Source organism: Aquimarina rhabdastrellae (assembly GCA_947387485.1).
In the GTDB taxonomy this organism is placed as follows: domain Bacteria; phylum Bacteroidota; class Bacteroidia; order Flavobacteriales; family Flavobacteriaceae; genus Aquimarina.
On the sequence record CANDNT010000012.1, the window covers coordinates 76381 to 98271 of the forward strand.

Sequence of the window (21891 nt, forward strand, 5' to 3'; positions counted from 1 at the left end):
CTCTAAGATCTCTTTGTATTTTGTTAGATCAAATTTATGATGTATTTCATTTAGTTCATGAGTTTCTAGTAACCGATTATGAAGAAAGAAAATAAATCGTTCATCAGTATTTTCTTGGCAAGCAAAAAGTGTTGAACAAAAAAGAATTCCAATGAAGAGACTTATTTATAGCTATTGTTATTCACTTAATTTTTGAATCATTTTTTTAGAGCGATTAACAAGGCGCTGTTCATTAGGGGGATTTAATTCAACTACTTTTTTATAGTTTTCTATAGCCAACTTTTTATCCTCAGTTTTATAAGCATAATATTGTCCTAAACCATAATAACCGCCAAAATAATTTGGGAATTCAGTTTTAATTAATTCGAATACTTTTTGTGATTTTTCAGGTTCACTATTAAAATAACTAAAACCTAATCTAATCAAACCCTCTGTATAGATATCATATTTATGTTTATTGCCTTTTATTTGGTTAAATTTAGTGAAGATATTATCTATTCCGTTATCTTTTATATCTTTTTCAAGTACAATTTCTGCAGGCATAGGTATTTCACCATCAGAAAAGTAACTTGCTAGAAATAAGGCTTTTCTTTTTAGCCCACCTGAATTCCCGTTATTTGTAAAAATTGCAACAGTGATTTTTTCTGAAGGAATTCTTAATGTGGTATTTAAAAAACCAGTAGAACTTCCTCCATGTAATAAATATTTTTTACCTTTTTTTTCGTCGATTTGCCAACCAAATCCATAGCCTTTTCCATTGGTTTTACCATTTTCATCCCAGTTTGAAAAAGCATCATTTATTAAATCTTTGCTTATAAGCGTGCCGTCATACAAACTCTTATCCCATTTGGCATAATCGTTTACTGAAGAATAAACTCCACCATCACCTTGAATAGCCGACCACTTATTTTGATCTTTGTTTTGATACTTCTTTTTAATTAATTTATAACCATATGCACGATTTTTAATTTTTAAATCACTTAAGTATACGCTACTATTAGTCATTCCTAATTTTTTAAAAACCTCATCATCCATGAACGTTTTAAAAGTTTTACCAGAAATCCTTTCTATGATAGTTGACAAAACAGCATATCCAGAATTACTGTATTTGAATTTAGAATTAGCAGGAAACAACAAACTATCTTGCTTTATTAAAAGATTAAGTACATCTTTATCAACAAGCTGTTTCTTCCAATCTTTTGGGTATAGTTTTGCATATGATTGTAAGCCAGATCTATGTGTCAATAGGTTTTTAATAGTGATTTCTTTTCCGTATTCTGGAAATTCTGGGATTACATCTGTCAATTTAGTATCGTAGTTTAATTTCCCTTGATCGATTAAAATCAAAATACCCATTGCGGTAAACTGTTTTGTTACAGAAGCAAGTCTGTAATTAGTTTCGCAATTAGCTAGAATTTTATTTTCCAAATCAGCATACCCAAAACTTTGACATTCTTTTAATTTACCATCCTTTATAACAATAAAGCTTGCACTTGGTTTTTCTCCTATATAATCTTGAAATAGAAAATTTATTAAATCTTGGTCTGAGTTAGTTTCTTTATGGGTTATTATTTTTTGTGAAGGTTTACATCCACTGAGTATTAATAAAAGAACTAAAGTTAAAAGCTTGTATTTCATTTTCTTAATTGTGTCCAATAGTTTTGTGTAACTGCTATTTACTTGTTTTATGTACTAAATATCGAAAAAAACATTAGATTAACAATACTGAATTTACGTTAGTTAATCTAGAGTGTAATAGAGGAGAAGCTTAACTCATAGTAATCGTACTATAAAGTAATATACTATACTATGCCTTCTAATAGCACAATAATCCAGTGAATTAATACATTTATTTATAGCTATTTATCCAATGTATAATTCCCATTTGCCCATTTAATAGTGGGTTCAATCCATACTTTTAAAGATTTAAATAAAAATCCATGTCTCATTCCTGTATTTAGTTCTATTTCTTTAAAGTTATTAATATGGCAAGTCGAATTGTTTTTTCGTTCAATTGCAGAAACACCAAAAGGATCAGACTTATCGTAAATAGTTAATATATTTCCGCAATAATTGATTTCAGGAATATTTTGAATATCAGAATTTCTATAGCACGCAATAAATACAAAATTTAAATCAGGATTATTGGCTAAAGTAGAAACATATTGTGCAATGTAACCTCCTTTTGAAGTTCCAACAACAGTTATTTTGTTTGCTTTAACTCCACTTTGAATTAAGCTATCAATTTGATTTACTATCCCAATTGCATATTCACGAGCATTTACATTTCCATTTCTTTTTTCGCTGATAACGTTTAGTCCGCTAGTTTCAAACTCTGCTAAAATCTCTTTGTATTCTGTTCGACCAAATTCAGGATGTATTTCATTTAATTCATGGGTTTCTAAAAACCGATTATGAAGAAAGAAAATAAATCGTTCATCAGTATTTTCTTGATAAGCAAAAAGTGTTGAACAAAAAAGAATTCCAATGAAGAAACTTATTTTCATTTATTTTTAGTGTTTTTTATTCAATTCTTTAAATTTAAAATAATTTATTATTATGCTGTAGTAATACTTTTGAAGTTACTAGTTGTTTATTCAAGCCATTTTCTAAAGTCACTAGTAGTAGCAGCACTTGTAATCAAGTGTTGTTTATGATTTTTTATGGAAATAGCTAGCCTATCACCAAAATAAGGTTCTATTTTTTCGATATAATTAATATTTACAATTTCGCCTCGGTTTATCTGAAAAAACTCTTTTGGATTAAGTTCTTTAATTAAATCTGATAATTTATAGCGAAACTCATTTTCTTTTCCATTTTCATCAATGGCGATACATTTACCAGAATTAGATAAGATAGCACCTGTGTTTTTTACACTTAGGATTTTAATTTCCGTTTTGGTTTTGATGATAATTCGTTCTTTATAATTGAAGTTTAGTTTATGAATAGTTTCTGATATTTTCATCCAATCTACTTCTTTATTTTGTAAGCTTTCAAACTTTTCCATTGCCTTACTAAACTTGTTAAAACTGATTGGTTTCAGCAGGTATGCTATTCCGTTAACATCAAAAGCATCTTGGTAAAAAGTATTATAGGCGGTTGTAAAAATAATTGGAGATTTTACAATATTGGTTTTCAGAAGAGAAAATACATTTCCGTCTAACAATTCGATGTCAGAAAAAACCAAGTCAACCTGTTCATTGGTCTGATACCATTTTTCAACTTCTTCCTTACTTTGTAATGAAGCTATTATTTCGATTTTGTCATTGTAACGAAGAATATGATCTGAAATAATTTCAGTGTTAATAGCCTCATCTTCTATAATTAATACTTTCATATTTCTGAAATTAAAGGGATTTCGACAATAAAATCATTATCTGTTTCTTTGTAAATAACGTCTTTGTTAAAGTTGAGTTGGTATTGACGTTTTAAATACTCATTTCCAGTCCCTGTTCCGAGTGTAAAATCCACTTTATTTAGTTTGTTTTTTATTACAATTGTATCCTCTTTCCGAGAAAGCGAAATCAATAGTGGATTCTCCTGATTCCCTTTATTGTGTTTTATTGCATTTTCTACACATAGTTGTATAGAACACGGAATGATAAAACCAGCTGCATTTTCAATATTGTTTTCAATTTGATAAGCGTTACCAAAGCGTTTTTCTATCAAATTCATATAGCTTTTTAAGAATGATAATTCATTTTTTAAATCGACTAATTGTTGTTTTCCATGCTGAAGATAATAACGATATACCTCAGAAAAATCATCAATAAAATCTTCTATTTGATCAGGTTTCTTTTTTGCTAATCCTGCTAATACACTCAAATTATTGAATAAGAAATGAGGTTCTAAATTCTTTTGTAGCATTTGTGATTGTAATGTTGTCTTTTCTTTTTCAGTCAATTCTAATTCTAATGCTGTTTTTTGAGATTGTCTGAAATATAAAAATGCAGAAGTAAGCGCAAAAATATCAACGAGTATAAAAGCAACTGTCATTGTATTTATAAATCTAATTATAAAATCATAATTACTATTATTCATTATAATACCTAAAAGGACATAGTCAACAATAGCTCCTATGATAATAAAGATTAAAAATGATAACATATAAACTTTTACAAATTTTAGAATTGTATTTGTAGTGTCTATTTTATTAATGAATTTCCAGGCAATTAGAACTGATATTACCGCAACTGCAGAGAATAAGAAAACAGAGATGTGGTCAAAATAATCATAAAAACTAATATCACTTTTAGTTCGTAAACTATATAACAGATAAATTTTACCAGCATTTCCTAGGAGTAATAGTACAATGACTATTAAAACCTGTTTTAAATTTATTTGTTGATTGAAAACCTTCATTTCTCAGTGTTGTTTTAGATTTACAAAATACATTTTTAGTTTATAATGTATTAATTATTTTTTGCTCTGTTTTGTTCTTCTTGGTTTCCAGAGTTACGTTGCTTAACTTTTATCTTTTTATTACCAAAGCTATAGTTTAAACTAATTTTAAAATTTCTAGTGTCAAAATAATTATAGTAGGTTTGATCTATTCCATTGGTTTTGGTATTTACGCTCGTTGCTTTACGTTTTAAAATATCGTTTAGAGCTACAGTACAATTTAGTTTTTTATCAAGTAACGAAAACTTTAATCCTAAATCAAGACTAACCATTTCTGATATCGAAAAATACATCAACTTTTGAGGTAAAGCATAAATTAATGTTGTTTCTGCTTGTATTGTTTTTGCTGCGTTTAAATTAAATGTATTTCTGTTATAAAATTGAAAGTTCCATCCACTTAATAATTCTGCATCTAAGCTAAATCCATCTTTATAACGAGTATCCATTTTTGATAAGGTAGCTTGAGTTGTTGTATTCCACCATTTTGTTGGGTTATAGATAAAAGTTTCAGTTAATCCATAAGTATAAGCCGTATAAAAATTGTCAAATGTTACTACTATTCTCTGTTGCGCTTCGTCTTCTGCTTTAATGATATTGAAATAACCATCATCAATATAACTTACAAATGCTTTACTAATGAGTTTTCCTTTGTAAATATGTTTTAATTCTAAATTATCAGAAATTAGAGGTCTCAAAAATGGATTTCCTTCTTGGTATGAAATTGAATTAATATAAAAGCGAAATGGATTTAAGCGTTCAAAACTAGGACGTTTAATTCTTCTACTATAGCTTAAATTAAACCTGTTTTTATTATTTGGATTATATCCTAAAAATAGAGATGGAAATAGTTTGTTATATGAATTTACATCAGTTTGATTATTGGTTTTTGAAACTCCTTTTGTTTGCGTATTTTCAAAACGAAGTCCAATTTTTGTTTGCCATTTTTTACCTAATGGTTTAGACATGTCTGCATATACAGCATTAATATTTTCAGAATACATAAACTCATTACTTTGCGTTGGGTCAAAAACAGGTATCCCTGTAGTAGTATTGTGAAAAGTTACATCATTATCTGTTTTTGTAATGGTAGTTTTGACTCCATAAGAAAAGTTAGCCCATTTACTAGGGTGTTCCATATCTATTCGTCCACTATAATTTTTTATGTTTTGATGAGTGCTATTTTCTGCTTCAAAAAAGTTTGGGTTTGTTATAAACTGTTCACTACTAAAATTTCTAGTATTAGAATTGTTGAAATCAAAATAATCAACATCAATAGCTAATTTTCTACCAAGTGTATCTAATTTTTGAATATAATGTGCATTTACTGAATGGTTTTTATTTGTTGTTTTGGCATTACCTTGATTGATTGTAAATGTTCCATTTCCATCATTTGTCAATGTTCTACCATTATCATGGATACCTTTATCTTGAAATGAACCTGTATATAAAATGCCAACTGTAGCATTAGCTGTTAATTTGTAATCTAAGCCCAATCTACCAGAAATCATATTTTCTTTATTTTTCATATCAAGAGTTGTAGCTGTAGCTGCTGAAGGATAAATAATATCAAATTCATTGAATTGAGCGATATTTCCTTGAGTAGTGTTCAAGCTTGCAATTAGACTTACTTTATCTTTGTTATAATTAAAAGTATTTCCAAAATTGAATAACGAATATGTTGCTTGTGTGTATGAAGTTCTTATTTGATTATTCCAACTGTTTTCTTTTGATTTTTTTAAAACGATATTGATAAGACCACTATCTCCTTGAGCATCATATTTTGATGGAGGTGTTGTAATAACTTCAATATTTTTAATGTCATCTGATGCAATTGTATTTAAATAAGCATACAATTCATTTCCTGATAATTGTACGATTCTATCGTTAATCATTACTCTAACATTTCCTTTTCCTATAATAGCTAAATTGTCTGTATCTACATTTACACTTGGTGTAACTTTTAAAGCATCTAGAGCAGTTCCGCCTGTACCAGCAACTGTGTTTTCAACATTAAAAACTAATCGGTCTACTTTTTGTTGAATGAGTTTTTTATGTGCTGTAATGATAACCTCTTGTAGTTGCTGACCTTCTTTTTCTAAAACAATTGTTCCTATATTAGATTGAGTAGGAGTTATTTTTTTAGTGGTAAACCCAACAAAACTAATTTCTAAATAGATATGCTCTTGGTTTGCTTTAATTGAAAACATTCCGCTGTTATCAGAAATAACTCCTGTAATTAGCGAGTTATCGTTTGTGCTTTTTGCAACTATATTGGCAAATGGAATGGGGTGATTTTGTTTGTCTATTATTTTACCTATAAAAGTTTGCCCAAAACTAATTGAACAAATGAGAAGGGTTATAAATGTAGTTATAGTTTTCATAGTTTATAATATTTCAAGTTTAATAACAGATCAAAAGTATCTCGAGAGTGTGTTTTTTGAAATGGCTATAAAATGAATTGAGGGAAAAGTGAAATGAATTAGCTGAAAACAAAAAAGGTGTTCAATTAAACTATTGAACACCTTTTTTATTAGATATATTAGTAAGCGGTTATTGACGTATTTTTTTAAGAAGTTAAGGGGCAATCGAAACTCATTAATTAGCTATTTCTGATAAAAGAGCCTTAGCAGCTTGACTTAGTTCTCCATTATGACCTAAAGCAATTGTTTTATGGAGTAATTCTTTTGCTTTTTGGGTATTACCTAATTGTAAATATGATTGACTTAAATTTTTATAAGTAATTGCCGAATTAGGAAAAAGCTTTGCGATCATTGAAAATACTTGAACTGAGGCTTGAATTTGAGGTTTACGACCTGTTTGTAATAAAATGTTTCCAACTTTGTTTAATTCGGTTTCAAAGTCAAAAAAAGCATATCTTGGGTCTTTGATCATTTTATCAAGTTCTGTTATCATTTTTTGTGTTTGTCCAGATATAAATAAATCTACAATATATCGCATTGGCTTAGGTTCAAATCCTTCTGCATTAAAATTTAGCGCAGCTTCTAAGACAGGATCTTCATTATTTATATATTGATCAAAACTCATAGAAACAGGAATACTAGGTGTGGTCCAATCTGCATTTTCTAAAGCAGGCATATCCTGCCACCATAAATAGGATAAATAAGCTGTAATCTTACTATTTGGTAGTTCTACTGGTCGTGCGTCTCCATAGAAATTGATATTTTCTGAAGTAGGCTCACCTACCAAAATAGCTTCTGTATATCTTGTAATTTCATTGGTTAAATTTTGACATGCCGAATAAGTTTCGCGCCCGATAATAAGATAAAAACTTCCTTTTTTATTAATTTTTGGTCTAGCTATCAAGCCTTTTATTAATGGAAGATTGTTGTAATTATTACCTCCCCCATTTAAGCGAACATCATAGACTAGCTTTTCTACATTGTGTGTATCAATAAATTTAAACAAGCGTTTATAAAATTGTTTCAAGGTTTCATTAGCATCATCAAATACTGAACTTTGTCTTACATAGAGTGTTTTTAACTCTTCTAGATATTCAAAATAAAACAGTTTTTCATCAAAATGTTTTAGATATAGGGGAGTGGTTTCTGTATTTCGTGCAGTAAGCCATTCTTTTGTTGGTAATGTAAAATTGAAAGTTCTAGGTTTATCTTTTATATCGATAGTTTTAAAGTTATGTGTAAAAACTTTTCCTTCTTTTTCTAGAGTTAATGTAACCGTTTCTGTAAGTTCTGGAATAACACCTTGGGTGTGTAATACTTCTGGTGATAATAAAAAACGTAGTCCATATGCCTTAAAATATTGTTCGTTTTCAACAGGAACTACAGGATAGATTAATGTTAAAGCTTTATCTATAGGGGTATCGCCTATCTTCAAGATTTTTGCTCCTAAAGCCTTTTTTTGATCTTTTTGAACACCTTCAATATAGATGTCATCATCAAATTGATATAGGTTGATTGGTAAAATTCCATTCTTAACCGTTGTGCTATAGGGAATCTGTGTATGTCCATATTTAAATTGAGATACGATGCGTGTTAATCCCACACGTATTTGATGTGTTTTTAAGTTAGGAATGTTATTATAAAGTGTTTCAACTTGATTATCAAAATCTTGTTTTGTTGTTTTTACAAAAAGATGTGAATAGTCTTTATGTATTATTTTTTGTAAATAGTGTAGATCTTCTTGCCATTGTTTTGAAGTTAATTTTTCCTGTGCAAAGAATGTTGAAGCTACGAATAATAAAGAAATAAAAAGTATATTTTTCATAAGACATAGTATTTTAGATTAATAACATGCCAAAAATATCTTGAGGGTAGAATTTTAGAAATAGCTATAAAATGAATTGAGGGAAAAATGAAATGAATTAACTAAAAACAAAAAAGACCTTAAACAAATTGACGATGGCTATTTGAGTATTTATAGTTGTTGTTTTGATAGTATTTTATTTCAATAAGAGTGTGATATATCTTAAAATTGTATGGCTTTTTGAGAAAGGAGTAGTAGATGGAAACCTTAGTTAAGTAGTAGTTATAGATTTGAGGGTAGTATCTCATAAACTGTGTAAGTTATAAAAATATCACTCATCTTCATTTGTTACTAAAATTTTGAATAAACAATCCGTTTAATATTATTTATTCTTTGTTATAATTAGTTTTTAATTCGCTTGTAAATAACAATTATCTTTTAGTTGGATTTTCTCTCCATCATAAAAGTCTATTTCTTCTTTTAAATCTTCTATAAATTTCATTTCATCTATTGGACAAATTTTTAGAAATCTTTTGTTTATGATTAATTCCCCTGTGTTATAATCGTAAATTGAAATTTGAGCATTGTTTTTATGATTGTGAATGGAATTGATTAAAAACCAATTTAATTTATCTTCTTTTCCAGCCAAAAATGCATTTTCTGGAATTACAGGAACTCTTTTTACATTTTTTTCTGTATGAGAATTATCTGAATTTAATTGATTTAAGTATTGACAAGAAATTAAAGTTAAAAATAGTAATCCGAATATTAACAGTTTTCTCATTTTGAAAATTACTTATAGCTATTAATTTAAGAATCGTAGCCAATAGTTTGTGATAAATCAATGCTAAAATTTATGATCAGAGCAAAGTAAAGAAATAATACTGAATTAATTTGATTATATATGTTAGCATATGTTTTTTACTATGTTTTCAATTCTAAAAATATCGACTGTATTGATAAATTTTGTATTTTTAATGAATAAGTTATTCTCAAAAAACTCTATTTCTAAGCCTTTTTCGTTTTCAATTTTTTTCAAGATGTTAGTTAAAAGGATTATATTTTCTGTTTTCTTAAATGTGAATAATTCATAATTGTTCAATTTGAAATTATCATCACTATTTATTAACTCAAATATTTTTTCAGTTTTAGATTTTTCTCTCAAGTAATAATGTCCTAAATCAATATTAAGTTTTAACCAAAACATAATTTGAGATTCATGATAATCATTTTCATAATAACTATGTCCATTTAATCTAACGGCAGGAAGAAATATAAAACCATCGCAATATGTTATTTTAAATGAATTCGAATAACTCCAATCATCATATTTTGATAAGATTTTAGTTTTTTCTAAAATTTGAATCTGGTGATCATTCAAATTTTGTTTTCTATATTCGATTTGTTCCTTAAGATAGTTAATTCCTCTTTCAGCATTTTTTTGTTCTTCTGTAAATAATTTATCTATTTCGTATTCTGAGATAGTATTAAATTCGTTATCGTGAGCTATCCAATGTCCAGATTCTGCTTGCTCCAATGTGAGTTTTGCTCCAGTTTCGGGGTCAATTATAAATTCATCGGCTAAGCTTTCTTTTAATTTCTTGTGATACTCTTGTTCTTCGTTGGTTCCTTTAAAAATGAATCTATGGAGCTTTGAAAAAACATAAAAAACAAATAATCCAATAACTGTATAAAATACTATTTCTCCAAATGCCATTTAACTATTGATTTGTTTTTATATATGTGATTATCGTTGTTGAGTTTCATTTTTATTTCTTTTCTAGTTTGATAATCTTCTCTTTTAAGAATGAATCATCTTTTATTGAAATTACTTTTGTGCATAATTAGTAAAAGATATCTATTAATAAACGTTTGATATAGTCAATTTTAATCAATCTTTCCATTTTTTGCATTAATAAGCCCTTTTTGCATTTTTTCTTCAAACTGTGAGTTTGGATATTTTGTAAGACCTGCTTTAAAGTATTTAATGGCATTTTTATAATCATTATGCTTTAAATAAAATTGACCGAAACGATTTTGCCAATAAGCTGAAGCATATCTTTGTGTTGTTAAAACATCTTCAAATTCTGTCATAAAATGCGTAAAATACTTAAAGTTGTTTCTTTTCCAGGCTAACCAGATTAAAGCATCTTTTGTGCTGTTGTCTATTTGCTTATCCATACCAAATCGTTCTGACCGTTTTTCAAAATAGTTGGTTAAGTAATTCATTCCACCTAAATCAATATACTGTTGTATGCTTTCAAATACTGGAGAATTATAATTGTGATAAAAATATTTCAATCCTTTATAAAGAGCCAGATGACCAAGAGATTCGTGCACTTCGTCATTAAATAAACTATAGTTCCAAATAAGATTTTGTGGAGCGTTATCTTTAAGCACTTTGTTAAACGCATCTGTAGAATTAATATAGTAAATATCCTTTTTAGAATTGGCCATGAATAGGTATACATCTTTTTGTGATGTAAATCCTTTTACTTTGTCCTCTGAAGCATAACCTCCATCGGTTATGATGACTCCATCAAAAATTTCACTTTGTTGTAGTATTAAATTACTTAAATAATAAGCCGCGGATTCCCATCCAAAAACAACACGATGGTTATTTGTTCTGTAGTTTGAATCTATATAATGAATAACTTCATTAACTAAAAAATTAGTAAACTTTTTGTTTTCATCGCCAAATAATCTTCTCCTTAATGGATTACTAGTATTAATACCTACAACAATCATTTCTGGAATAGATCGAGGCGTTTTCATCGCGGTATGAACTGCTACACCACTTAAGAAATACCATTGTCCATCCAAAATATATAGTACAGGATATTCTTGTGTGGAATCAGAATAACTATCGGGTACATAAATTTGAATCGTTCTATCTTGATTTAGTATTGAAGACTGAATTGTATGATTAATTCCTATACTAATAGAATTGTTCTCCTGTGCTATAGATAATCCTATACTTATAAAACATAGCGTAATGAAAATAAATGTTTTTGTTAAGAAGTGTCTTTTTTTCATGATGATTTTTAATATTTTAAAGTGGATTGATGTAAGAATAGAGTGTTTTGGCATAAAACAAATTTTTACAATAAAATCCTGAGTGTACTAAGGCTAGAATTCTTTTAAGTGGAATTAAAAATAACAAATATTATTACAAGTTATAGTTTGTTTTTATTTCGATAATAAAGTATAGCGATTAAAAAAATAAAATAGCTATTCAAGTTGAAATACAGAAAAAGTTGTTTCACCTTTAATTTTGGTCACTTCATTATAAATCCCAAAAAGAGCTTTGTATTGCTAAATACATTTGTAGTGTAGAAAGTAAAAAAAGCTAAAAATGAAAGCAATACAGTTAATAAGAATAATGAGTGTTATAGGAATTATGATGATAACACAAATAACAGAAGCACAAAGAAGAGTTGTAGTAAGAACTCCCCATAGAACGGTGGTGAGAACAACAGGACCAGCAGTAGTTTATAGAAGACCCGTTCCTGTAGTAAGAGCAGTAAGAGTACTGCCAGCTACAACAGTCGTAATCAAAAGAAATGGATTAAACTATCATTACTATAATGGTGTTTATTATAGATATTATGGAGGGAAATATGTAGTGGTAACAGCTCCTAGAGGAATAAGAGTAGCCGTATTGCCTATAGGATATAGAAGAATTATAATAGCAGGAACACCATATTTTTATTATAACGGAACATATTATATCGAAATAGATAATGGATATAAAGTAGTTGAAGCACCAGATAATATCATAGTATATGACTTGCCAGAAGAAGCAGAACAAGTAGATATAGACAATGAGAGTTATTATGAATATGATGATAAATTATATAAAGTAGTCATTACACCAGAAGGAAAAGCATTTAAAGTTGTAGGTGATATAAAAGAATAAACAGATGAAGAATATAGTTATGATAATGATGTTCTTGATAGGTATAACAGCAATAGCTCAAGAAAAAAACATTACTGCAGAACAAAAACAACAAGCAGAAGAACAATTAAAAATATATTTTGAAAAATTAAATCTTACAGATGAACAAAAAACGGTATATGAAACTACTGTAAAGGATCACGCTAATCAAATGAAGATGATCAAAGATAGCGGATTGTCTAAAGCAGATAAAATTAGAGAAATTCAAAAGATTCAGCATAGTAAGGATACAAGATTACAGCAAGTATTATCAAAAGAACAATACGAGGTTTATTTAGAATTTAAAAAGGAAAGACAACAAGTAGTCAAAGCAAATTATACTGGTGAATTTTCGGAATACATAGAACGATTAGCCTTAGAAGAACATCAAAGAGATCCATTTTTTGAGATATCCAAAAAATATGGAACGCAACTAAGAAGCTTAAAAAATAGTTCACAATCGAGATTTAGTAAATATAGAGCATATAAAGAGATACAAAAGAATAAGAATAGAGAAATGAAAACGCTATTGTCTTCTCATCAATATGAAGTATATTTAGATATACAAAAAGAAGTCCAAAAGAAGATGAAAGAACAACGTAAAAAGAAAAATTAAATAAATAAAAAAAGAAGCTTGCTATGCAAGCTTTTCTGCTTATGAATAACAATAAACTTATTACAATTGTATCAATAAGCTTTTCTTTATTGGTAAATATACCTCGAATAGTATTCCTATTTGGGAATACTGACATGGTGGTAAATATATTTTTAGAAATATCGATAACAGACACCATATTTAGAATTATATCACTTTTTGGATTTTGTTTTATTATACTCAAAGTAAATATAGAATGGGGACAAAATTGGTTTAAAAAGCGAATTTTTATCAAATCTTGCGCAATAAGCATTTTAATGGTCTTTTTGTGGGTAACAGGATTTAGAATATTTGATGTAATTGTTAATTCGGGAGGGTCATCAACCTTATACCCTAGATTAAACATCTTTGTACATCTCTTTATCATGATCATGTTACTAGTTATAAGTACAACAATTAAGCTTAATAATCAAGCAAAATTAGATGCTATAGAAAAAGAGCAACTCAAACAACAAAACCTACAAAACGAGTTACAAGTATTAAAAAATCAATTGAATCCACATTTTTTATTCAATTCATTAAATTCCTTGAGTTTGTTAGTTAGAGAAGATCAAAAAGCAGCAGGGAAATTTATCAATAAACTCTCAGTGCTTTATCGGTATATATTGCAGAGTAAAGAAAGAGATCTTGTAAGTATAGAAGAAGAATTAAAGTTTTTAGAAAGTTATGTTTATTTGATAGAGCAGCGATATCGAGAGAACTTTAAAATAAATATAGCAATAGATAAAATTTTATTTCAAAAGAAAATTCCGTCATTGGCTTTACAACTATTGGTAGAAAATGCAGTAAAACACAATGAAATTTCATCAAATAAACCTTTAGTAGTAACTATATATAACGACGAACGTAATCTTATTGTAAAAAATAAAATACAAGAGAAGATAGGACAAATACAAAGTACCCATACTGGATTAAGTAACTTAAATAACAGGTTTAAATTAGTATTAAATAAAGAAATTACTCTTAAAAAAGACGAAGATTGTTTCATTGTTAAACTACCAATATCATGAAAGTACTTATCATAGAAGATGAACAAGCTGCTGCAGAAAATTTAAGTTATTTCCTAAAAAGCATTGATACCTCTATCGAAATTGTCAAGGTTATTGATACTATAAAAGAAGCCGTAGCTTTTTTTAAAGAAGAAATAGTAATAGAATTAGTATTTATGGATATCCATCTGGCAGATGGTATTTCTTTTGAAATATTTGAGCAAGTTCAAGTACAAACACCTGTGATATTTACTACAGCATATGATCAATATGCAATCAAAGCATTTAAAGTAAATAGTGTTGATTACTTATTAAAACCCATAGACGAAGACGAACTTAAACAGGCTATTGATAAATATAAAGGAACTCAGCAAGAAGAACCAGTAGCAGTACAGTTTCAAGAAATGCTTAAGCTTTTAAAAGGAGAACAAAAAAACTATAAAAATGCATACTTAGTACAACAAAGAGATACTTTAATTCCGTTACAAGTAAGCGAAATTGCCTATGCTACAATTGATTCAGGTATAGTAAAAGTAGTAACCAAAGCGAATAAGAGTTATATTCTGGATAAGAAATTAGAAGAGCTCGAAAGCGAATTAAATCCAGCACATTTCTTTAGAGCCAATAGACAATTTATAATAGGACGAGAGGCAATAGAAAATTTACAATTGTATTTTAACGGAAAATTGATTCTCAACATAAATCCTAAGCCCAAAGAACAGATTGTAATTAGTAAAGCAAAAGCTCCACAGCTTAAAAGTTGGATGAATGATTTTTAGTTGAGTTAAAGCCAAAGACATTTCACCTATCAATTAGGACGCTTAACATTCATTATTACAGAAACAGCTGATATCTACAATACTTTTGAAATGTAAATCAAAGAAAAGTATTATGGATACAGCATACGGCGAACTATTTTTTATCATATTTATCAGTCTCATTTTTATAGAGATCATCTGGTCGATACTAACCAAAACAGGAAGCTATAACCTCAAAGATTCTATTTCAAATTTCATAATCATTATTATAGGAAGAATACTAAAACCAATTTCTATAGCATGGGGATTGTTTTTATTTGAAATGGTCGAACCGATTAAAATATTTACGATTCCTACCAATGTCTATACAGTAATACTTACATTCTTAATTGTAGAAATGGTGTACTATTGGTATCATAGATGGAGTCATGAGATTCCCTTTTTATGGGCAATTCATCATACACATCACTCTAGTATGTGGTTTAATCTTACTGCAGCAGGACGTTTAAATTGGATCGGGAAATTCACTAGTGTGTTGTTTTACATTCCATTAGTCATTTTAGGTTTTTCTCCTATTATCATATCAATGAGTTTGGCGATAAGCTTAATATACCAATTTATATTGCATACAGAGGCTATAGGGAAATTAGGATTCTTAGAAGGTTTGTTTTTAAATACACCATCTGCACATAGAGTACATCACGGTTCTAATCAAGAATATCTAGATAAAAATTATGGAGGAATGCTCATTCTATGGGATAGAGTTTTTGGAACCTATGTACCAGAAACAAAGAAAGTGCAATACGGAGTTACAACAGGATTTATAGGACACAATCCGTTGGTAATCATTTTTAAACCTATAATAGAATATTCAAAAACAATACTTAAGAAATAAAAAGATGAAATCACTTACAATAATTTTAACAATGAGCATATGGTGTATAGGAACAACACTTATGGCTCAAAATACAAAAGAAATAAGACAAGATCGAAATCAGATAAGAATAGATAAAGCTTTGTTAGATCGAGATACCAAAGAATTAGCAGTATTTAGAGTTAATGCCGAAGCGCTGAAAACAGCGTTAGATAATCGAAATGATAAAGAAGTAAAAAGATTAAAGACAAAGTTGGTAGCTAGTATGAAGAGAGAACTTTGGCAAACAGAAGCAAAACTACATAGTGCTAAAATTGAAGTAAAACAAAGCGAACAAGAAATTAGAACAGATCGCCGCGAAAATCGAAGAAACAGAAGACAATACACAGGAAGTGATGATGACCATAAAGATATAGCTAGAGATAGACATAATACTAGAGATGATAGAAGAGATAAAAGAGATGATCAGCGAGATCTAGAAGAAATAAATAGAAGGCTTACTAACCAAAGAGCATTATATGAAAGATTAAAAATAACAAGTATAAATGTTGTAGATAAGGATCTTAAAAAAGAAATTAATAAAAATATTGTGGCAAAATTTATAGCGACTATGGTGGCTGATATTGATGAAACTAGAGAAGAATTAAGAGAAGATAAAAGAGAAAAAAGAGAAGACAAAAGAGAGCGTAGAGACGATAGAAGAGAACGTTATGAAAAGTTCTAAAAAAGAAAGAAATAGTGTAATGTTAGGTTAATTAGATAAGAACGGAGTTAAGTTGTAAAACTTAGCTCTGTTTTTCTATGCTCAAAAATATGTCGAGTTCAAACATAAAAAAGATGTGTAACTAGAGTATTACAAGTAATTTGAAATCTATTAAAAACCAATTAGTTTTGTAAATATCATAAGAATCAGTTAAATAATATTATGAAAAAAATATTTTTAGTCATATTCCTTACGGTATCAATGAGCAATTTAATGGCTCAAGAATACAGTAAAAAAGAATTAAAAAATATCAAAACATATCTTCAGGAAATTCAAGCAGCTAGTTTAGCAAAGGATCCAATTCAATTAACAAAACTGATATATCCTATTCAAACAAAAGATGGAAAAGATTATAGAAAACGAATTGTAGCTAGAATTTTAGAAAACAATACCATTAACGGAGGAGATTTTGCATACTCTGATAAAGCATTTAAAATGATTGTAGATTCTTTATATCAAAAATTTAAACCTATTCCAGAAGAGTTATATCTTAGCTTATCAAGAAAAACCGAATATGACATTTTAAAAAAAATAAAGAGAGAAGATATTTTGATCTTTGATTATAAAAACGTTCACATTATTTTAATTAGATATAAAGGCAAACTTCAATTGCTATTTTGGGAGAATATGAATAAATTATCAAAACCAATCAAAACATGAAACAGCTTATAATATTTTGGACTTTATTATTCATAATCACAGTGTCATATGGACAAGGAATACCTCATAAAATTAGTGAAACTGAATTTTCAATAGGTAAGACCATTACAATTAAATCAGAAATATTAAACGAAAACAGAACGTTAAATGTTTATTTACCGCTGAGTTATACTAAAGAAAAATCCAAAAAATACCCAGTGATTTATGTATTAGATGGTTCTAAAGATGAGGATTTTATACATATATCTGGAATAGTTCAATTTGGCTCTTTTTCTTGGATAAACATGCTTCCAGAATCTATTGTTGTTGGAATTGCTAATGTAGATCGAAAAAGAGATTTTACGTACCCTTCTCAATATAAACGAGATCAAGAAGAATTTCCGACTTCGGGAAAATCAGCACATTTTATAAACTTTATCAAGAACGAGTTACAACCATTTATAGATACAACATATAGAATAACTACAACCAAAACTATTATCGGACAATCATTTGGAGGATTATTAGTAACAGAAATACTTTTTAAAAAACCAGATCTTTTTGACAATTATATCATTGTAAGTCCTAGTTTATGGTGGGATGAAGAAAAGTTATTAGATATAGAATTGAGCACATATCATACTAAAAAAGCTATATACATAGCAGGTGGAAAAGAAGGTGAAGTAATGGAAAGAACTGCCAAAGAATTGTACAATAAGCTAAAAGAAAATAAAAAAGAGAATACTAAGTTGTTTTATGAGTTTATGGAAGATAAAACTCATGGAGATGCTTTACATATAGCTGTATATAATGCTTTTGAAAAAATATTTAAGTCCAAAAAGAAAAAACAGAAATAAAGCAGCTGTATTAATCAAAATTAAATATTGATGTTTATAAAAAATTTGTTCTTAAAAATATGGATATGGAGGTTATTCTTGATCAATAAGAATAAGTTACCTACAACATCAAAAATCGAGAATCCAAAAATGGAATATGAAGTGCTCTCAGGAGCATTTATATGGGAAGATGAAGGATTATGGGGAGCTAAGCATAGTTTTGCTAGTGCATTTAACTATGTAATTCATCATAGGATGAAATTAGTTGTAGGGCCTACAAATGATGTTGGATTTATACACTCTAAAAATTTTGATAAACAGATTTTTAAAATGGCTAAAAAATATTTTCCTAATTGGATAGGGTTTGATAAAGCTAGATGTTCATACAATCCAGAATTAGCTGATAGAATGATAAGAATCAGAAAAGTTGCAGACTGGAGGTTGCAAAAATCATTAAATGAAGAATACTAAAAAATGAATAATGATTAAAAGAAATGTAAAATCACATAATGGATTTAAATATGGGGTTATAAGTTTTTTGATGATTTTAGTATTAATAATGATTACTGCTGTTATAAATACACTGAAGTTTTCTTTTTCATTATTATTAATTGGATTTCTGACGATACTAATAGGTTATATGGGAATAATTGGGTTAATAAAATCTCTAAAAGGAATAAAAGAGCCTAATACATCAAAAAAAATAATAGGATTAATATTAAATATTGGAATAGTAAGTCTTTTTATCTCATTGATTATCGCTAATTTTTTGGATATATATAAAGCTTTTAATTAAAAACAATATTAGATTTTATATCAAAAATGAATAATAATATTAGAATAGTTCCAGAAACCTATGCAGGAGAAATTGATACTAGGGTTTTAGATTGGATAGAAAAACATAAAAACGAATTGGATACATCCTTTCTGAGTTTTATAAAAAAATATCATGGAACGATCCCTATAGCTTTAGAATTTAAATCTGAAAAAGGGAACGTATATAAAATTGGACGCTTTTTGACTATCGTAGATGAAAAATCACAATTACCATTACCGATAATTCAATCAAAGTTCAATGATAGAGACGCTAGAATTGATAGTAGTATCTATACTTTAATTGATGAAGATAGTATTACGTTAAGAAGTTTTATAGATGGAGAAAGATTGATTCCGTTTGCATCTTTATATTATGGCAGTCACCATCCGGACGAAATGGAGCTTTCAAAGGCTAATGTTGATTTACTTTGTTTTTTCTATATACCAGGTGAATCAAGACCTCAAATAGTTGTTTGGAGCGGGCAAAAAGCGATGAAAGAAAGCTTCAGAATGGAAGAAGTATTAGAGGAAAATGAAGACATAACAGACGAAGAATATTATAAAACTATTAGATATGAATGCTTCATAGAATTAGTTAGTCAAAATTTTGATGATTTTCTCAAAAAGATATATCAAAATAAAATTTGATGAAGTATTTTAAGTTTATGTGTTAACCAATAACAAAAGCTAAAAAATATATGAATAAAGTTATCCTAGGGATTCTTTGTAGTCTAATTGTTTTTTCGTGTAAAAAATCAAATTCAGATAACGAAAAAACAACCCATAATTTGACGATAGCTAGATTTGGAGATTTTAACCTCAAATCCATGAAGATCGATAAAACGCATCAATATAGTAGTGGAGATTATGAAGGTACCATAACCAAATATACAACAGTAGAAAAAGCCGTAGTAATCGATTCAAGTTCGTATGGTGAATATGGATATACCCATACCTGTTATTTGTTAGATCAAGATAATGGTATCCAAAAAGTATATCAATCACAATGGGAATCTTTGAACGGAAATCATGATAATTTTATATATGTAGTAACAGAAAAAGTATTTGATTTTAAAAACGATCCACCGATTCAATTAAAAAGAAAAGACACTATAGCAGAGCATTATATGTTTAGTAAACAATATCCAGAGCCGCTGGATAAAACATACAATCAAGTAAATATTGGTGACAAAGATTTAAAATATTGGAATAAAGAACTTTCAGAAAGTTGGATAAGAGAATACAATACAGAGTACTAATCAAAAAAGAGTTGAAAACTTTTTAGCCATACAATTCCATACAAAACAATCCATAGAATATAAGTATCTTTAAGTAGTGTACAGTTAAAGGGAAAACAAAATGAAAGTAACAAAAGAGCATAACGAACGAATAGCAAAGATGATCTTTGGATCTATATATCCGCACTATCTAAATAGAATTGTTAAAAACGGAAGAACCAAAGAAGAACTCCATCAGGTGATCGAATGGTTGACTGGATATGACGAAAGCCGAATCCAAGAATTAATCGAACAAAAAGTGACGTTTAAAACCTTTTTTGAACAAGCAACTTTGCATCCTAACGCACAGTTAATCAGGGGAGTTATCTGTGGCTACCGAATCGAAGAGATCGATAACGAACTTACACGACAAACACGCTATCTAGACAAATTGATTGACGAATTGGCCAAAGGGCGCAAAATGGACAAAATCTTAAGAGTCGAAAAGAAATAAACCATTAAAAGAACACGAACAAGACCACTTAACAATTCTGTTGAGTGGTCTTGTTGATTTCTATATGTTAAAGATAAATTATAAACTCATTAAACAAAGAATATTAGCAGTACCCAAAACAAGTTCGAATACAATACCCTGTGTAATTTGCTTACTAGGAGTTCCGTCTGCTTTTAAACTTATCAATCTACCAATGGCAAAACCTAAAAAGATAAGTGCAGCAACTACATGAGAGGTAAAAGTTAACGGGGTGAATACAATTCCTAATAATGCAAGAATACCCGCACTCAGCATTACAGCACTCATACCTCTAATTTCGTTAAGTAAACTAGCATCTTTGGACAAAGTAATACCAGAGTTTTTTAAATACGTTTTCATAGGATTGCTCAGTCGCATTAGTCCTACATAGATTAATAAAAGACTTGATAACGATAAGATTACGATTTTGATAATTTCCATTGTAATTGTTTTAATGAATAACAATGCAAATCTAGAAGTGGCGTGAGACAAAGGTATGTCAGGGGTGTTTTTGATCCTTAATATATTTTTCAAAATACTCCTTGATCGTCATATGATGAGGCGGAAAAGTCTCTTCTAAAGGCTGTAGCTTTTTGATAAAGTCAATTCTAAAATTTCTAAATTCATTACGCAATCGACAAAAAGCGACCAATAAGAAATTGCCGTGAATGCTATAAATAGCAAAAGGTTCAATAGTACGTACAGTCTCTTGTTCTTGAGAAGACAGATAGTTGATTTCTACTACTTGATATTGAGTAATAGCCGACTGTATCTTCATTAAGTTATTGCTTGTTTTCTCTTCCTTATTATTGCCACCAAAATAGATCCGATCCGCCAACAAATCGGCATTTCCTTTTTGGGAATAGCGTAGAATCGCTTTGATTTTTTCTAAAGCACTAGACACATTTTCGACCAAAGACTGATCCTTATTTTTAAGAACCAATTGCTCAATGGTAATCAAAGCATTTGCTTCATCCTCAGAAAAAACAACAGGAGGGAGATGATACCCTTCCATAATAGCATAGCCTTTACCTTCTTCGATGATGATCGGAATACCAGATTTTTCAAGCGTACGAATATCACGATAAATAGTTCGAACACTTACCTCATGCCGCTTAGCAAGTTGTTTAGCAGTAACAATTCTTTTGGATTGTAATTGCGTCAATATCGCCGTTAATCTCGCAAGTCTTGGTTTTTCCTTTTCTTCCATTTAACAAGAATTATGTACGATTTTAGCGTTTTGTTGATTG

24 protein-coding genes are annotated in these 21891 nt (G+C 28.7%); 13 read left to right on the forward strand and 11 right to left on the reverse strand.

Annotated features, from left to right (window positions below; translation table 11 throughout):
- Nucleotides 1–177 precede the first annotated feature (177 nt).
- From ACYEKI_RS16070 to ACYEKI_RS16110, 9 genes are all read right to left on the reverse strand, one after another.
- Nucleotides 178–1638 (reverse strand): serine hydrolase domain-containing protein, encoded by a 1461-nt coding sequence (locus ACYEKI_RS16070; protein ID WP_459212223.1) that lies wholly within the window; start codon nt 1636–1638, stop codon nt 178–180.
- 221 nt (nt 1639–1859) lie between these two features.
- Complete coding sequence (locus tag ACYEKI_RS16075) at nt 1860–2507, reverse strand: alpha/beta hydrolase (RefSeq protein ID WP_459212224.1); 648 nt, start codon at nt 2505–2507, stop codon at nt 1860–1862.
- A gap of 86 nt (nt 2508–2593) precedes the next feature.
- Nucleotides 2594–3337: a LytR/AlgR family response regulator transcription factor gene (locus tag ACYEKI_RS16080; protein WP_459212225.1), complete on the reverse strand. Its 744-nt coding sequence runs from the start codon at nt 3335–3337 to the stop codon at nt 2594–2596.
- Nucleotides 3334–4362 carry a sensor histidine kinase gene (locus ACYEKI_RS16085; protein WP_459212226.1) on the reverse strand — a complete coding sequence of 343 codons (1029 nt, stop codon included), beginning with the start codon at nt 4360–4362 and terminating at the stop codon, nt 3334–3336. The genes ACYEKI_RS16080 and ACYEKI_RS16085 overlap by 4 nt, the downstream gene beginning before the upstream one ends.
- Nucleotides 4363–4412: 50 nt before the next feature.
- Nucleotides 4413–6782 (reverse strand): TonB-dependent receptor, encoded by a 2370-nt coding sequence (locus tag ACYEKI_RS16090; RefSeq protein ID WP_459212227.1) that lies wholly within the window; start codon nt 6780–6782, stop codon nt 4413–4415.
- A gap of 214 nt (nt 6783–6996) precedes the next feature.
- Nucleotides 6997–8646 carry a tetratricopeptide repeat protein gene (locus tag ACYEKI_RS16095; protein WP_459212228.1) on the reverse strand — a complete coding sequence of 550 codons (1650 nt, stop codon included), beginning with the start codon at nt 8644–8646 and terminating at the stop codon, nt 6997–6999.
- 388 nt (nt 8647–9034) lie between these two features.
- Nucleotides 9035–9409: a hypothetical protein gene (locus tag ACYEKI_RS16100; protein ID WP_459212229.1), complete on the reverse strand. Its 375-nt coding sequence runs from the start codon at nt 9407–9409 to the stop codon at nt 9035–9037.
- Between the two features lie 123 nt (nt 9410–9532).
- On the reverse strand, nt 9533–10342 hold the full coding sequence (locus ACYEKI_RS16105; RefSeq protein WP_459212230.1) for a hypothetical protein: 810 nt from the start codon (nt 10340–10342) through the stop codon (nt 9533–9535).
- A 170-nt stretch (nt 10343–10512) separates the two neighbouring features.
- The gene (locus tag ACYEKI_RS16110; protein WP_459212231.1) at nt 10513–11661 is read right to left on the reverse strand and encodes an alpha/beta hydrolase-fold protein; all 1149 of its coding nucleotides are present in this window, start codon (nt 11659–11661) and stop codon (nt 10513–10515) included.
- 319 nt (nt 11662–11980) lie between these two features.
- Between ACYEKI_RS16110 and ACYEKI_RS16115 the strand changes: the two genes are divergently transcribed.
- The 13 genes from ACYEKI_RS16115 (at nt 11981) to ACYEKI_RS16175 (ending at nt 20623) form a co-directional block, all read left to right on the forward strand.
- Nucleotides 11981–12544, forward strand: a complete 564-nt coding sequence (locus ACYEKI_RS16115) for a DUF6515 family protein (protein WP_459212232.1) — start codon at nt 11981–11983, stop codon at nt 12542–12544.
- Between the two features lie 4 nt (nt 12545–12548).
- Nucleotides 12549–13178 (forward strand): hypothetical protein, encoded by a 630-nt coding sequence (locus tag ACYEKI_RS16120; RefSeq protein WP_459212233.1) that lies wholly within the window; start codon nt 12549–12551, stop codon nt 13176–13178.
- A 41-nt stretch (nt 13179–13219) separates the two neighbouring features.
- Nucleotides 13220–14227 carry a sensor histidine kinase gene (locus ACYEKI_RS16125; protein ID WP_459212234.1) on the forward strand — a complete coding sequence of 336 codons (1008 nt, stop codon included), beginning with the start codon at nt 13220–13222 and terminating at the stop codon, nt 14225–14227.
- Nucleotides 14224–14985, forward strand: a complete 762-nt coding sequence (locus ACYEKI_RS16130; RefSeq protein ID WP_459212235.1) for a LytR/AlgR family response regulator transcription factor — start codon at nt 14224–14226, stop codon at nt 14983–14985. Before ACYEKI_RS16125 ends, ACYEKI_RS16130 begins: the two co-directional genes overlap by 4 nt.
- A 112-nt stretch (nt 14986–15097) precedes the next feature.
- A complete protein-coding gene (locus ACYEKI_RS16135) occupies nt 15098–15859 on the forward strand; it encodes a sterol desaturase family protein (RefSeq protein ID WP_459212236.1) in 762 nt (253 codons plus the stop codon).
- 4 nt (nt 15860–15863) lie between these two features.
- Nucleotides 15864–16562: a hypothetical protein gene (locus ACYEKI_RS16140; protein WP_459212237.1), complete on the forward strand. Its 699-nt coding sequence runs from the start codon at nt 15864–15866 to the stop codon at nt 16560–16562.
- Nucleotides 16563–16763: 201 nt separating this feature from the next.
- Nucleotides 16764–17261 (forward strand): hypothetical protein, encoded by a 498-nt coding sequence (locus ACYEKI_RS16145; RefSeq protein ID WP_459212238.1) that lies wholly within the window; start codon nt 16764–16766, stop codon nt 17259–17261.
- On the forward strand, nt 17258–18097 hold the full coding sequence (locus ACYEKI_RS16150) for an alpha/beta hydrolase (protein ID WP_459212239.1): 840 nt from the start codon (nt 17258–17260) through the stop codon (nt 18095–18097). Before ACYEKI_RS16145 ends, ACYEKI_RS16150 begins: the two co-directional genes overlap by 4 nt.
- Before the next feature lie 30 nt (nt 18098–18127).
- Nucleotides 18128–18547, forward strand: a complete 420-nt coding sequence (locus tag ACYEKI_RS16155) for a hypothetical protein (RefSeq protein WP_459212240.1) — start codon at nt 18128–18130, stop codon at nt 18545–18547.
- Nucleotides 18548–18557: 10 nt separating this feature from the next.
- Nucleotides 18558–18872, forward strand: coding sequence for a hypothetical protein (locus ACYEKI_RS16160; protein WP_459212241.1), 315 nt, complete (start codon nt 18558–18560; stop codon nt 18870–18872).
- 26 nt (nt 18873–18898) lie between these two features.
- Nucleotides 18899–19540, forward strand: a complete 642-nt coding sequence (locus ACYEKI_RS16165) for a hypothetical protein (RefSeq protein ID WP_459212242.1) — start codon at nt 18899–18901, stop codon at nt 19538–19540.
- Between the two features lie 50 nt (nt 19541–19590).
- Complete coding sequence (locus ACYEKI_RS16170) at nt 19591–20151, forward strand: hypothetical protein (RefSeq protein ID WP_459212243.1); 561 nt, start codon at nt 19591–19593, stop codon at nt 20149–20151.
- Nucleotides 20152–20251: 100 nt separating this feature from the next.
- A complete protein-coding gene (locus ACYEKI_RS16175; RefSeq protein ID WP_459212244.1) occupies nt 20252–20623 on the forward strand; it encodes a DUF2200 domain-containing protein in 372 nt (123 codons plus the stop codon).
- A gap of 78 nt (nt 20624–20701) precedes the next feature.
- Here the strand turns inward: ACYEKI_RS16175 and ACYEKI_RS16180 are convergent, their stop codons facing one another.
- Nucleotides 20702–21082, reverse strand: a complete 381-nt coding sequence (locus ACYEKI_RS16180) for a DUF4345 domain-containing protein (RefSeq protein ID WP_459212245.1) — start codon at nt 21080–21082, stop codon at nt 20702–20704.
- A gap of 58 nt (nt 21083–21140) precedes the next feature.
- Nucleotides 21141–21851, reverse strand: a complete 711-nt coding sequence (locus ACYEKI_RS16185) for a helix-turn-helix transcriptional regulator (RefSeq protein ID WP_459212246.1) — start codon at nt 21849–21851, stop codon at nt 21141–21143.
- Nucleotides 21852–21891 lie beyond the last annotated feature (40 nt).

Coding starts and splice junctions, on each gene's coding strand:
- ACYEKI_RS16070 (WP_459212223.1), bottom strand. CDS start 1,638: ATGAAATACAAGCTTTTAACTTTAGTTCTTTTATTAATACTCAGTGGA.
- ACYEKI_RS16075 (WP_459212224.1), bottom strand. CDS start 2,507: ATGAAAATAAGTTTCTTCATTGGAATTCTTTTTTGTTCAACACTTTTT.
- ACYEKI_RS16080 (WP_459212225.1), bottom strand. CDS start 3,337: ATGAAAGTATTAATTATAGAAGATGAGGCTATTAACACTGAAATTATT.
- ACYEKI_RS16085 (WP_459212226.1), bottom strand. CDS start 4,362: ATGAAGGTTTTCAATCAACAAATAAATTTAAAACAGGTTTTAATAGTC.
- ACYEKI_RS16090 (WP_459212227.1), bottom strand. CDS start 6,782: ATGAAAACTATAACTACATTTATAACCCTTCTCATTTGTTCAATTAGT.
- ACYEKI_RS16095 (WP_459212228.1), bottom strand. CDS start 8,646: ATGAAAAATATACTTTTTATTTCTTTATTATTCGTAGCTTCAACATTC.
- ACYEKI_RS16100 (WP_459212229.1), bottom strand. CDS start 9,409: ATGAGAAAACTGTTAATATTCGGATTACTATTTTTAACTTTAATTTCT.
- ACYEKI_RS16105 (WP_459212230.1), bottom strand. CDS start 10,342: ATGGCATTTGGAGAAATAGTATTTTATACAGTTATTGGATTATTTGTT.
- ACYEKI_RS16110 (WP_459212231.1), bottom strand. CDS start 11,661: ATGAAAAAAAGACACTTCTTAACAAAAACATTTATTTTCATTACGCTA.
- ACYEKI_RS16115 (WP_459212232.1), top strand. CDS start 11,981: ATGAAAGCAATACAGTTAATAAGAATAATGAGTGTTATAGGAATTATG.
- ACYEKI_RS16120 (WP_459212233.1), top strand. CDS start 12,549: ATGAAGAATATAGTTATGATAATGATGTTCTTGATAGGTATAACAGCA.
- ACYEKI_RS16125 (WP_459212234.1), top strand. CDS start 13,220: ATGAATAACAATAAACTTATTACAATTGTATCAATAAGCTTTTCTTTA.
- ACYEKI_RS16130 (WP_459212235.1), top strand. CDS start 14,224: ATGAAAGTACTTATCATAGAAGATGAACAAGCTGCTGCAGAAAATTTA.
- ACYEKI_RS16135 (WP_459212236.1), top strand. CDS start 15,098: ATGGATACAGCATACGGCGAACTATTTTTTATCATATTTATCAGTCTC.
- ACYEKI_RS16140 (WP_459212237.1), top strand. CDS start 15,864: ATGAAATCACTTACAATAATTTTAACAATGAGCATATGGTGTATAGGA.
- ACYEKI_RS16145 (WP_459212238.1), top strand. CDS start 16,764: ATGAAAAAAATATTTTTAGTCATATTCCTTACGGTATCAATGAGCAAT.
- ACYEKI_RS16150 (WP_459212239.1), top strand. CDS start 17,258: ATGAAACAGCTTATAATATTTTGGACTTTATTATTCATAATCACAGTG.
- ACYEKI_RS16155 (WP_459212240.1), top strand. CDS start 18,128: ATGTTTATAAAAAATTTGTTCTTAAAAATATGGATATGGAGGTTATTC.
- ACYEKI_RS16160 (WP_459212241.1), top strand. CDS start 18,558: ATGATTAAAAGAAATGTAAAATCACATAATGGATTTAAATATGGGGTT.
- ACYEKI_RS16165 (WP_459212242.1), top strand. CDS start 18,899: ATGAATAATAATATTAGAATAGTTCCAGAAACCTATGCAGGAGAAATT.
- ACYEKI_RS16170 (WP_459212243.1), top strand. CDS start 19,591: ATGAATAAAGTTATCCTAGGGATTCTTTGTAGTCTAATTGTTTTTTCG.
- ACYEKI_RS16175 (WP_459212244.1), top strand. CDS start 20,252: ATGAAAGTAACAAAAGAGCATAACGAACGAATAGCAAAGATGATCTTT.
- ACYEKI_RS16180 (WP_459212245.1), bottom strand. CDS start 21,082: ATGGAAATTATCAAAATCGTAATCTTATCGTTATCAAGTCTTTTATTA.
- ACYEKI_RS16185 (WP_459212246.1), bottom strand. CDS start 21,851: ATGGAAGAAAAGGAAAAACCAAGACTTGCGAGATTAACGGCGATATTG.